Source organism: Bradyrhizobium sp. RDI18 (assembly GCF_043203335.1).
Taxonomy (GTDB): Bacteria; Pseudomonadota; Alphaproteobacteria; order Rhizobiales; family Xanthobacteraceae; genus Bradyrhizobium; species Bradyrhizobium retamae.
The window spans coordinates 616,026-629,323 of record NZ_JBICRN010000006.1; the positions used below are offsets into that span (position 1 = coordinate 616,026).

Here is a 13,298-nt window from a genome sequence, read left to right on the forward strand (position 1 = left end):
GGGCGCGCGGGTCCGGGTTCGCGGCCGGCAGCTGCGCCTCACGCCGGGGTCGCCGTCTCCAGGTCGACCACCGTCAGATCGAGTAGCGCATCGCTGCCCAGCGCCGATCGTCCCGCCGCATCGGCCAGCAGCAGAGGCGGTGCCGCATCGTTGAGCACCTGGTGCAGCCGCGCGCTCGGATAGGCCGGATCCAGCGGCAGATACGCCCCGCCCGCCTTGAGGATCGCCAGCAGCCCGACCACCATCGCGATGCTGCGCTGAAGGCAGATCGCCACCGGCTGGTCCGGCCTGACCCCGAGCGCGATCAGGTGGTGCGCCAGCCGGTTCGCCCGCGCATTGAGCTCGCCATAGCTTAAGCGCTGGTCCTGATAGACCACCGCCACCGCATCCGGCGCTTTGCCCACCTGCGCCTCAAACAGCTCATGGATGCACTGCTGCTCGGGATACGGCGCCGCCGTCCGGTTCAGCTCCTCCAACAGATACGCGCGCTCAGCGGACGGCAGGATATCCAGCTCGCGCACCGGCGTGTTCGGCGCCTGCTCCAGCGCGTCGGCCAGTTGCTCGAGCGCGCGCTGCATGTAGCCGCAGACCCGATCCGCGGAGACGGGCTCCGCCACCTGCGCCGTCAGACCGAGCGCCTCGCCAAAATCATCCACCGACAGGGTCAGCGGATAGTTGGTGCGTTCCTCCCCGCCCAGCCATTCCACGCCGCCCAGCCCAGCATCCGGTCCGCAAGCGAGCGCCGGCGCGGTGTGGCGGTAGTTCAACAGCGCGCTGAACAGCGGCGCCGGCGCCGCAACGCCGCTGCAGCGTTGCGCCAACGCCAGCGAGGCATGCTCGTGCGCCAGCAGCTCGGCCAGCCGGGCGTGCGTGGTCCGCACGCTCGCCTCGACCCCGGTGCCGTCCAGATCAAGCCGCAGCGGCAGCGTGTTGATGAACAGGCCCATGGTGCGGTCGGCACCCGCGCCGCCATGCATGCGGCCAAACAGCACCGTGCCGAACACCACCTGCTCGCGGCCGCTGCTGCGCGCCACCACCTGTCCCCACGCCAGATGGCACAGGCTGGCCAGGCTCACCCCAAGCCGCCGCGCCTGGCTGCGCAATCGCGCGTTGAGCGCCTGCGGCAGCCTCCGATGCGCCTCATGAACCCCGCAGCCGTCGCCGTGGACCTCGCTTAAGCCAAACGGCGTGGTCGGCGCATCGATGTCCCCCAGTAGTCCCCGGAAGAACTCTTCATGCGCTTTGGTACCAACGCCCAGGCGCGCCTGCGCCACCAGGTTGCGGAACGGCTGCGGGGCGGCCAGCTCATGGTCGCGCCCGCCGAGCACGGCCTTAACCTCGGCATGCATCACCTCCAGCGTCGTGTGATCCCCGATCAGATGATGCTGCAGCTGCAAGAGCAGCCAGCGCGCGCTGCCGGGCTCGCGCGCGATCACAAACCGCAACAGCGGGGCCCGGCCAAGATCGATGCGGTGCTGGCGCGGATCAAACCTCAGCCTGAGCTGCGCGTGGCCAGCACCGCCGGAGCCATCCAGCTCGACCTCGGTCACATTGAGTGGCGCGTTCCGCCACACCACCTGGGCCGCGCGCGACAGGCCCTCCCAGACAAACGACGTCCTTAAGATGTCGTGCCGGTCCACCACCCGCTGAACCGCGGCAAGATAGCGGTCCAACACGCCACGGTCGGCAAACGCCATCTGCGACACCAGCAGGTACGGATCGCCTTGGCGGGCCAACAGATGATGGAACAGGATGCCGTCCTGCAGCGGCGACAAGGCATAAATATCCTGGATGTTGCCGACGCCGCCGGGCACCGTGGCGAGGAGCCGGTCGATCTCTCCCTGCGTCAGCTCGATCAGCGGCAGCATCTGCGGCGTGATCGAGCGGCTCTCTGCCGTGATCAGGTTGGCCGGCACCGCCACCTCGTGATGACTGCGCAGGCTCGCGGCCAGATCCGCCAGCACCGGCCTGGCGAACAAAGTCCGCACCTCCACCCCCAGCGACAGCCGCCGCAGACGCTCGATCAGCTGCACCGCCAAGAGCGAGTGGCCGCCCAGTTCGAAGAAGTGGTCGTTCCGTCCGACCCGCTCAACACCCAGAAGCTCGGCCCAGATCGTCGCCAGCGCCGTCTCGATCTCGCCTTGCGGCGCCTCACAGGCGGCGCGCGCATACGCCTCATCCTTAGGCGCCGGCAGGCCCTTGCGGTCGAGCTTGCCGTTCACCGTCAAGGGCAGCGCCGCAAGGTGCACAAACGCCGACGGCACCATGTAGTCCGGCAGCCGCGCACTTAAGCGCGTGCGCAAGGTGCCGGCAAGTTTGCTTCCATCCAGCCCATCCGAGCCCGCCTCGGACGCGCACACCACATAGGCGACCAGCCGCTGCTCGCCGGCGCGGTCCTGGCGCGCCACCACCACCGCGTCACGCACCGCGGCGTGCTCGACGAGCCGCGCCGCGATCTCGCCCGGCTCGATCCGGAAGCCGCGGATCTTCACCTGGTCGTCGTTGCGGCCCAGAAACGCCAGATTGCCGTCCGGCAGATAGCGCGCAAGATCCCCGCTCCGGTACATCCGCGCCCCCGGCTCAGTGCTGAACGGATCGGCCAAAACCGCTCCGCGGTCAGCTCGGGACGGTTCAGATAGCCCCGCGCCACCCCCGCGCCGCCAATGTAAAGCTCCCCTACGGCCCCAAACGGAACAGGCGCGCCATCACCATCCAGCAGATAGATCCGCGTGTTCGCAAGCGGACGGCCGATCGGGACAACGGCCCCATCAAATCCAGCTCGATAAAACCAAGCTGTCGCGTCAATCGTCGCCTCAGTAGGTCCATAGAGGTTGACAAGTGCCGTCGATGCCAATCGCAGCCATTTAGTGGCTAACTCGTTTCTGAAGAGCTCTCCACCACAGAATATGTAGCGTAGATAATCGATTTCCTTTTGCTCAACGTCAGTGATCCCAAGCAATGCTGAAAGAAGCGACGGAACCAATTGCAGAACTGTCACTCGGTACTTACCCAGCAGACTCAAAATTGTTCGAATATCTAGTTGCCGGTCGAGAGGAAGAAGAATTGAACGTGCCCCGATCGACAAAGGTGTCCATAGCTCCCAAACCGCAGCATCAAAAGAGGGGGAGGTTCGCTGCAAGAAATGTCGTGGGCAGCGAACTGGAATCGATCCGCCTGCCAGATTGTATGATTGACCAATCCCCGATGCTCGACCATGACGCCCTTGGGCGTTCCGGTGGATCCCGAGGTGTAGATCACATAGGCGAGATGGCGCGAGGTCAGACCGAGGGCGCGCGGGTCCGGGTTCGCGGCCGGCAGCTGCGCCCACGCCGGGGTCGCCGTCTCCAGATCGACCACCGTCAGATCGAGTAGCGCATCGCTGCCGAGTGCGGCGCGGCCGGCCACATCGGCCAGCAACAGGTGTGGGGCCGCATCGTTGAGCACCTGGTGCAGCCGCGCGCTCGATAGGCCGGATCCAGCGGCAGATACGCCCCGCCCGCCTTGAGGATCGCCAGCAGCCCGACCACCATCGCGATGCTGCGCTGAAGGCAGATCGCCACCGGCTGGTCCGGCCTGACCCCGAGCGCGATCAGGTGGTGCGCCAGCCGGTTCGCCCGCGCATTGAGCTCGCCATAGCTTAAGCGCTGGTCCTGATAGACCACCGCCACCGCATCCGGCGCCTTGCCCACCTGCGCCTCAAACAGCTCATGGATGCACTGCTGCTCGGGATACGGCGCCGCCGTCCGGTTCAGCTCCTCCAACAGATACGCGCGCTCAGCGGACGGCAGGATATCCAGCTCGCGCACCGGCGTGTTCGGCGCCTGCTCCAGCGCGTCGGCCAGTTGCTCGAGCGCGCGCTGCATGTAGCCGCAGACCCGATCCGCGGAGACGGGCTCCGCCACCTGCGCCGTCAGACCGAGCGCCTCGCCAAAATCATCCACCGACAGGGTCAGCGGATAGTTGGTGCGTTCCTCCCCGCCCAGCCATTCCACGCCGCCCAGCCCAGCATCCGGTCCGCAAGCGAGCGCCGGCGCGGTGTGGCGGTAGTTCAACAGCGCGCTGAACAGCGGCGCCGGCGCCGCAACGCCGCTGCAGCGTTGCGCCAACGCCAGCGAGGCATGCTCGTGCGCCAGCAGCTCGGCCAGCCGGGCGTGCGTGGTCCGCACGCTCGCCTCGACCCCGGTGCCGTCCAGATCAAGCCGCAGCGGCAGCGTGTTGATGAACAGGCCCATGGTGCGGTCGGCACCCGCGCCGCCATGCATGCGGCCAAACAGCACCGTGCCGAACACCACCTGCTCGCGGCCGCTGCTGCGCGCCACCACCTGTCCCCACGCCAGATGGCACAGGCTGGCCAGGCTCACCCCAAGCCGCCGCGCCTGGCTGCGCAATCGCGCGTTGAGCGCCTGCGGCAGCCTCCGATGCGCCTCATGAACCCCGCAGCCGTCGCCGTGGACCTCGCTTAAGCCAAACGGCGTGGTCGGCGCATCGATGTCCCCCAGTAGTCCCCGGAAGAACTCTTCATGCGCTTTGGTACCAACGCCCAGGCGCGCCTGCGCCACCAGGTTGCGGAACGGCTGCGGGGCGGCCAGCTCATGGTCGCGCCCGCCGAGCACGGCCTTAACCTCGGCATGCATCACCTCCAGCGTCGTGTGATCCCCGATCAGATGATGCTGCAGCTGCAAGAGCAGCCAGCGCGCGCTGCCGGGCTCGCGCGCGATCACAAACCGCAACAGCGGGGCCCGGCCAAGATCGATGCGGTGCTGGCGCGGATCAAACCTCAGCCTGAGCTGCGCGTGGCCAGCACCGCCGGAGCCATCCAGCTCGACCTCGGTCACATTGAGTGGCGCGTTCCGCCACACCACCTGGGCCGCGCGCGACAGGCCCTCCCAGACAAACGACGTCCTTAAGATGTCGTGCCGGTCCACCACCCGCTGAACCGCGGCAAGATAGCGGTCCAACACGCCACGGTCGGCAAACGCCATCTGCGACACCAGCAGGTACGGATCGCCTTGGCGGGCCAACAGATGATGGAACAGGATGCCGTCCTGCAGCGGCGACAAGGCATAAATATCCTGGATGTTGCCGACGCCGCCGGGCACCGTGGCGAGGAGCCGGTCGATCTCTCCCTGCGTCAGCTCGATCAGCGGCAGCATCTGCGGCGTGATCGAGCGGCTCTCTGCCGTGATCAGGTTGGCCGGCACCGCCACCTCGTGATGACTGCGCAGGCTCGCGGCCAGATCCGCCAGCACCGGCCTGGCGAACAAAGTCCGCACCTCCACCCCCAGCGACAGCCGCCGCAGACGCTCGATCAGCTGCACCGCCAAGAGCGAGTGGCCGCCCAGTTCGAAGAAGTGGTCGTTCCGTCCGACCCGCTCAACACCCAGAAGCTCGGCCCAGATCGTCGCCAGCGCCGTCTCGATCTCGCCTTGCGGCGCCTCATAGGCGGCGCGCGCATACGCCTCATCCTTAGGCGCCGGCAGGCCCTTGCGGTCGAGCTTGCCGTTCACCGTCAAGGGCAGCGCCGCAAGGTGCACAAACGCCGACGGCACCATGTAGTCCGGCAGCCGCGCACTTAAGTGCGTGCGCAAGGTGCCGGCAAGTTTGCTTCCATCCAGCCCATCCGAGCCCGCCTCGGACGCGCACACCACATAGGCGACCAGCCGCTGCTCGCCGGCGCGGTCCTGGCGCGCCACCACCACCGCGTCACGCACCGCGGCGTGCTCGACGAGCCGCGCCGCGATCTCGCCCGGCTCGATCCGGAAGCCGCGGATCTTCACCTGGTCGTCGTTGCGGCCCAGAAACGCCAGATTGCCGTCCGGCAGATAGCGCGCAAGATCCCCGCTCCGGTACATCCGCGCCCCAGGCTCAGTGCTGAACGGATCGGCCAAAAACCGCTCCGCGGTCAGCTCGGGACGGTTCAGATAGCCCCGCGCCACCCCCGCGCCGCCAATGTAAAGCTCCCCTACGGCCCCAAACGGAACAGGCGCGCCATCACCATCCAGCAGATAGATCCGCGTGTTCGCAAGCGGACGGCCAATCGGGACAACGGCCCCATCAAAATCAGCCGGGCAGCTCCACGTCGTCGCGCAGACTGTTGCTTCGGTAGGTCCATAGGCGTTGACAATAGATGCTGCAGGCAAGGCTCGGATAAGCTCGGCCTTCGGGAGCTCTCCAGCAAGAACGAGAAGTTGCGACGCCAAATATTCCAGATGCTGGCTTCCCTGAAGCAATGCTGGAGGCAACGTCGCATGCGTGATGGCTTCGTTTCGCAGATAGTCCGATAGCTCTTTGGTCGATTGACGGATCTCACCCGCAGGCAAGTGCAAGGCGGCTCCTGAGCCAAACGCCATGACAAGCTCTGAAACACTTGCATCAAAACCAAAGGAGCCGAACTGCACCACTCTACTGTTGGAACAAACGCCAAAAAGCACGATCTGAGCCAACCCTAGATTGACCAATCCCCGATGCTCGACCATGACGCCCTTGGGCGTTCCGGTGGATCCTGAGGTGTAGATCACATAGGCGAGATGGCGCGAGGTCAGACCGAGGGCGCGCGGGTCCGGGTTCGCGGCCGGCAGCTGCGCCCACGCCGGGGTCGCCGTCTCCAGGTCGACCACCGTCAGATCGAGTAGCGCATCGCCGCCCAGCGCCGATCGTCCCGCCGCATCGGCCAGCAGCAGAGGCGGTGCCGCATCCTTGAGCACCTGGTGCAGCCGCGCCGACGGATAGGCCGGATCCAGCGGCAGATACGCCCCGCCCGCCTTGAGGATCGCCAACAGCCCGACCACCATCGCGATGCTGCGCTGAAGGCAGATCGCCACCGGCTGGTCCGGCCTGACCCCGAGCGCGATCAGATGATGCGCCAGCCGGTTCGCCCGCGCATTGAGCTCGCCATAGCTTAAGCGCTGGTCCTGATAGACCACCGCCACCGCATCCGGCGCCTTGCCCACCTGCGCCTCAAACAGCTCATGGATGCACTGCTGCTCGGGATACGGCGCCGCCGTCCGGTTCAGCTCCTCCAACAGATACGCGCGCTCAGCGGACGACAAGAGCCGAATTCGTCCTACCGGCTGCTGCGCATCGGCCATCACAGCACACAACAAATTCTGCAAATGCTGCGTCATGCGGTCGATCTGCTTGGGCGCCAAGCGACCTGCATCAAAGTGCCATCGAAAGCTCCCTTCCAGAGCGCAAACCTCAAACGTCAGCAAATCACCGGATAGGGGCGCCTCAAAACTCGGGCTTGCAAGATCACCAGCGGCAGACCCGCTATTTGCAGTAACCGTAACGCCAACCGGCCAGGGACGGCGCGATCGTAGCGCCTCACCGCCCCGCAACGTCGGGTAGCGCGCGATAAGATCCCGCGCAAAGCTATCGTGCTCCCTCAGCTGAGCACACTCGGCCGCCACCGCCCTGCGCACCTCTGCAAAATCATGACCGAGATCTATGACAATTTCCATTGGCACGACAGAAGCGACAAGCACCTCCACCGCCTTCACCCCGGCTCGCGATTCATTCGCTGGGGGAGTCCATCCCAATTGAAGCTCTGATTCTCCCGTGAGGCGGGCGAGATAGATCAGCCAAGCGCTCAGTATGTACTCGGTGCGATCATTGGGGGACAGCTCGGCCAAAGCACTTGGAATGAGCCACGAACTCGACTGCCATCTTGGGGGAGCCACAGCTTGTGGAGACGACAGAAAAGGAAGCTGCAATATTTTAGATTGCTCAAGCCGCTGTCGCCAGAAACTCTCCCGAGGCGCCAACATTTCATGTGTAACAGTTATGCTCCGCGCCTCGTCATCGCTTAGAATCGGGAGGCGATCGCCTACATTCAGATCGGAGTGCCTTGCGAGTGCCCGGGCGTCCAGAGTCTCACCATCTGAGCTGCCAAACCAGACATCAACATCTTCTGTGGCCGTCGCCACACGCCAGTGCCTCGGGTGGATTTCAACCAGGGAACCCGGCGAAAAGCCCGAGCGGGCAGACGACACCTCCAAGCACCTGACTGCGACAACGTCATCGCCCACAAGAGCCTTGGACAGACATAACGAATTGGAATGATACGGCCCAAAGTCTAAGGCGCGCGTTATCGCTGAGAGATCTTGCGCGGATCGATCCCATCGCAGACAGCCCGCCGCATCTGGACGTCGACATCTCGGAAAGTAGCTTCTGTCCACTAGCGCCTGCGGACAGGTATTGAGCTCTCCATTCGCTAAACCAGTTAAAAGCTCTCGGAAGCCCTCGACTGCAGCCTCATAACATTTGAGGTTCAGGGTTAGCGCCGTATCAGTGGGCGCAATCAAGACTTGGCGTTGAACAACCAGGTCACCCGTATCAACACCATCATCGATGCGATGCCACGTGACGGCATATTCGGTCTCTTGGGCCAGCAGCGCCCAAGACGTCGCATGAGTTCCCGCATACCGTGGCAACGGACCGTCGTGGTAGTTGAAAGCCCCTCGACGCACTCGCCCAAACACATCTGCTGGCAACATGAACGGATTGGCAACAGAAAATATCCAGTCCACCGGTTCGGTATTGAGAAGTATGGAGAGCTCTTCAACGCTCCCTACGCACAAGATATTGGCGCGAGCAGCCCAATCGCGGAATATGGCGTCGGCACTCAAGATTGCGCCGATGACGTGGCCCATCTCCATCGCTAGCTGAGCGCACCTAATCGCTAGCGTGCCACTACCAACAAAGACGGTAGAACCTATTGGTGAGGCTTCAGGTCGTTGCCCAGCCCAATCGCCGAGTTCGCAACTCGACGAGGCCAACACACATGTGTCGCAATGTTCGTATTCCACCCCCATAGACGAAAACTCCTCGTGTGCCACGCGAGCCAGCACTTTCAATGGCCCCGCGATTGACTGCTCAACTCCGCAAAATCACGCGCAGTAGGATCTGCAACAACTAGCGACTTAAATGGTCGCAGGTGACATGCCCGAGCGCTTCGCCACCAAATCTGAGCACGAGCAGAGATGCGCGCCAGCGCGCAGCGGAGGAAAGCCGGAGCCGTGTTCGCGCTCTGGTTAACTCGTCGTGCAGCCTGGGTAGCCCGAAACGGCGCGCAAAACCGACTAGAGACCTCACTCAGAAAATCCATCACCACCACTTTGCGACCTGATATCCATTAGGGAAGTCCGGTCGATAATCGCAGCAATACGAGCACGCCCCGTTTCGGAGCGGCAGCAAGCCACTTCGTTCTGCCGGACTGTTGAGCGTCAAAACGCTGCTGGACCTTCGCTCCGAGAATGCCACTCAAACGTGAGTGCGAACAGACCTAGCACTATTATGGCAAAGTCATTGCCGGGAATCGAAGCGACATCAGAATGTGAGAAACCTCGCAACAGCGCGCGTGCCACGGACTGCGGCAGCATCAGCATCGCACTGATCTGGATCAATCGAACAAGTTTCATCTGAACTCTTAGCCGAGGCGGCGAGATTGTGGTGTGACGCCCACCATCTTAGCAACTAGCGTGCCAAAGATGTCCTGCAAGATCTTCCTGACGAAAGAATGAGCTTCGCGCCTCGCTCGGGGAATACTGCCATCCAACTGTCGACAATGGGACATTGACGTCTTGAAGCGGACAGAGCTTAAGATGCCAAGACGGACCGTCAATGGCGACAAGACCTCTCGAAGTCGATTGTCCTCAAGAACATCGATGGCCTTGTTGCGCTTGTGCGCGATGCCGGCTCAGATCCGTTCTTATGTGTCGGACGAGATTATATGGCGGAGGCGCCCTAACGCCAGCCAGGTCCCGCCACGCCTGGATTCCTCCGCCACGTAATATTTCGTGCCTCTCGCGCGGACGCGGGATCCCCCTGCGCCGCAACGCCGGAGGGGCACAATGCTCAAGTTCTATTTTTCGTATCGCGGGCTGCTCAAGCGCCTTCGTAACGGGCGCTCGGCGCCGAGATGGATCGCATCGCGGGGTATTTTTTCTCGCTCGGTTACAAGCGAGCATCCGCTAAGCTTTATCTGAGCCGGATTGCGCGGTTCAGCCATTTTGCTGCAGCACATTGCGGTCATCTTGAATCATATTCGCCCCAAATCCGGAATCCCTTCCGATTCAATCAAGCCGTGAACCGCTCTAACCGCCGCTGGATGAAAGTTCGGTGGCAGGTCAGTTCAACAACCGACGGCTCCTGGGGCCCATCGGCAACATCCCAGAAGCCGAGCAACGCTACTACGCCATGCTGGAACAGTCGACCATGGCAGCATTTAAACCAAATGGCCTCCGGCAAACCCGGGGCAGCTCGCTGAGGTCGCGCTCCCCCTTCCGGGAGGCGCCGCATGACCGCCTTCGCCGCATTCTTCGGCGAGAAGGTCGAGCGCTACATCGAGCTGCGCCGCTCCCTCGGCCACCGTGTTAGCGGCAGCGGGCCAGTTCAATCCGACTTCAATGAGGTCGCGCACGGCGTCCGTCACCGGCCCGTCGCCGCGCCTCACAAAACCGTCGAGAGTCCCCGCAAAAACGAGTGAATCACGCCTCATCCGACCCTTTCCGCATTGGCCTCAAACCAGCCCCTTCGCCACGCTCCAGCGCTGCCGCTCGAACAGACGGCGGTAGATGCCGCCGTCTAGACGGATCAGCGCGGCGTGGTCGCCCTCCTCGATGATGCGGCCGCGATCGAAGACGAGCAGCCGATCGAGCGCGCGCACCGTCGAGAGCCGGTGCGCGATGATCAGCGTGGTGCGCCCGACCATCAGCCGCTCCATCGCGTTCTGGATCAGCACTTCCGACTCCGAATCAAGGCTCGAGGTTGCCTCGTCCAGAATCAAGATCGGCGCGTCCGCAAGGAAGGCACGCGCGATCGCCACCCGCTGGCGCTGCCGCCGGAAAGCTTTACGCCACGCTCGCCGACCAGCGTACCGTAACCCTTCGGCGGGCGCGCGATGAATTCATGCGCGCTGGCGAGTTGTGCCGCCTCCTCAATCTCGGCCTGGCTGGCGCCGGGCTGGCCGTAGGCTATGTTCTCGGCTAGCGAGCGATGGAACAAGAGGCATTCCTGCTGCACAATCGCAATTTGAGAGCGCAGCGAAGCCTGCGTCACCTTCGAAATGTCCTGCTCATCGATCTGGATCCGACCGCCGTTCACGTCGTAAAGCCGCTGGATGAGCTTCACAAAGGTGGTCTTGCCGGAGCCGGAGGGACCGACCAGACCGACCCGTTCGCCGGCCTTTATCGACACTGAGAAGTCCCTGTAGAGCGGCAATCCATCGTTGCCATAATGGAAATGGACGTTCTTAAAATCGATGCGGCCCTTCGTGATCCGGATCTGCTTGGCCTCCGGACAATCCGCGATGTCGAGCGGCTGGCTCTGGATATAGACCAGCTCCTCCATATCATTCACTGAGCGCTGCACGTTGCGGACGTGCATGCCTACGTCGCGCGAAGCTTGGCGCCGACGAAGAAGACGCGCTGCTCCGGTTGCTACACCGCTGGCGCGAGGAGGCGGCAAACTTTGGGCACGCGATTACACGCATAGCGGTCGCCTTTGAACGCAGTCGCGATGGTTTTTGGCCGGCGAGCGTGATTCATTGGCTCCGACGAGATCTCGGAGACGGTGCGTGCGCGCGGCCTCGACAATCGAACGGGCGAGTTGTTCAGCTACGTCGACCTGGAGTCGCGGGTGCGGCGCGATCATCCGCTGCGAGCGATCCGGAGGATGGTGAACGAGGCGCTGTCAGAGCTGGAGCGCGAGTTTGCCGCGCTCTATTCGCCGATTGGGCGGCCGTCGATCCCGCCGAAGAAGCTGCTGCGGGCGATGCTGTTGCAGGCGTTTTATTCGATCCGCTCGGAGCGGCTCCTGATGGAGCGGCTGGAATACGACCTGCTGTTCCGCTGGTTCGTCGGCATCGGCGTCGACGACGCAGCCTGGGACCATTCGGTATTCTCGAAGAACCGCGACCGGCTGCTGGAAGGCGACATCGGGCGGCGGTGCTGGCGCAGCCTATGGTGAAGAGGCTTCTACCGAGTGATCACTTCTCGGTCGATGGTACGCTGATCGAGGCCTGGGCCTCGATGAAGAGTGTCAAGCCGAAGGACGGCTCCGGCGAACCGCCGGCGCAAGGCGGCGGCCGCAATGCCGATGCGGACTTTCCACGGCCAGAAACGCTCGAACGACACCCATGCTTCGACTACCGATCCAGACGCTCTTGCAGAGGCCCGAACAGCACGCTCGCAGCGGCAGTCTCCGGCAGTCCTTACCAAGAGGGCTCCATTGGGCACGGGCTGATGGAGAACCGAGCGGGTGGCCGCGCTGCACATGATCGAGCCTCGTGCTGACCAAGCTCCTTCAAGGTCCGATTCCATCCTCATGGTAGGACCCGTCGAGCACGACAGTGCGGCACGTTCGGATTTTGGCACCCGGTACGTAATATATGCTGCAAGAAATCGACGAGTTCTTTGGAATAGGAATGCCCGCCATCGGTGATGACCCGCAATCTTTCGGTCATCACCCCGCGGTCATGCGTGCGAGGTTCCTCACGGTGATAAATGCCGGCGTCGGTCGTGCTGCGCCGTGATAGCCCCGCAAGATCACGGGTTCGACAGCCTCAGACAGCACACATCGTGGAAAGTACCAGGCTTTTCGCATACCGGGCTTGAGGCGTTTGAGCATCGGGACAGTTACGATGCAGCTATCGAGTTCAATGGCGGCCGGTGCCGATAGGACGATTTCGGAGCTCCTGTTGCCGCTGAGTGAAAAGGGCCGCACAACCGATCGATTTCGGAAGCGACCCAAGTGGCCGGCTCTAGCAAACCGCCGCCGCTCGGCGGCGTTCAGACACTTTACGGCCGCCCGGTAGTCCGCAGACGCTTAGCGCTTGCATTGTCTATCTCTCACCCTCCCCTGAAACAAAATAGCCGATGGTGTTTCAGCACGAGCTGTCTAAGAGATGAAATCCGAAGAGAACGTTGTGCGTGATATTCAATCTGCTCCCTTCAAGGTCTGTCTGGTTATGGCCGCCATCTATCAAGCCGCTCGCAACCAGCGAACTTTCTGCCGCACATCGCCGCGGCACCTTACTGGACCGCGCAGGAAAGTATGGGAGCTGTTACGCATTCTCGCCTTTCGGCGGATAGCCCCTTGCATTTTCTTCGCCGCTTCACCACGCTGGCAGGTGAAGTGCAGCGATGCCAAGTCTCGCGGCAGCCCAAGAGCTTGACTCTGATGTGCCGAAGCCGCGCGCTCCACTGTGCTTCGCCGAGATTGCTGCCAACCGGGCGGCCGACGGGGGTGTAGATCGCCCGGAGTCATCGGCCGCCAAGCGAGATCCGACATCTCGTTGC

2 protein-coding genes and 3 pseudogenes are annotated in these 13,298 nt (G+C 63.3%); 2 read left to right on the forward strand and 3 right to left on the reverse strand.

What is annotated here, in order from left to right; translation table 11 throughout:
• Nucleotides 1–38: 38 nt before the first annotated feature.
• Nucleotides 39–2,603 carry a condensation domain-containing protein gene (locus tag ACFXS9_RS03905; protein WP_392685319.1) on the reverse strand — a complete coding sequence of 855 codons (2,565 nt, stop codon included), beginning with the start codon at nucleotides 2,601–2,603 and terminating at the stop codon, nucleotides 39–41.
• A pseudogene (locus ACFXS9_RS03910) lies at nucleotides 2,489–8,813 on the reverse strand (amino acid adenylation domain-containing protein). Before ACFXS9_RS03910 ends, ACFXS9_RS03905 begins: the two are co-directional and overlap by 115 nt.
• Nucleotides 8,814–10,297: 1,484 nt before the next feature.
• Between ACFXS9_RS03910 and ACFXS9_RS03915 the strand changes: the two are divergent.
• Entirely contained in the window at nucleotides 10,298–10,486 is a 189-nt protein-coding gene (locus ACFXS9_RS03915; protein WP_392687351.1) for a hypothetical protein, read from the forward strand.
• Between the two features lie 33 nt (nucleotides 10,487–10,519).
• On the opposite strand, the pseudogene ACFXS9_RS03920 reads toward ACFXS9_RS03915, so the two are convergent.
• Nucleotides 10,520–11,397, reverse strand: a pseudogene (locus ACFXS9_RS03920) (ABC transporter ATP-binding protein); the annotation flags it as partial.
• Between the two features lie 174 nt (nucleotides 11,398–11,571).
• Between ACFXS9_RS03920 and ACFXS9_RS03925 the strand changes: the two are divergent.
• Nucleotides 11,572–12,297 (forward strand): annotated as a pseudogene (locus ACFXS9_RS03925) (transposase); the annotation flags it as partial.
• Nucleotides 12,298–13,298: the final 1,001 nt, after the last annotated feature.

Excerpts from the sequence above, each read along its gene's own strand:
- ACFXS9_RS03915 (WP_392687351.1), top strand. The coding sequence starts at position 10,298 with ATGACCGCCTTCGCCGCATTCTTCGGCGAGAAGGTCGAGCGCTACATC.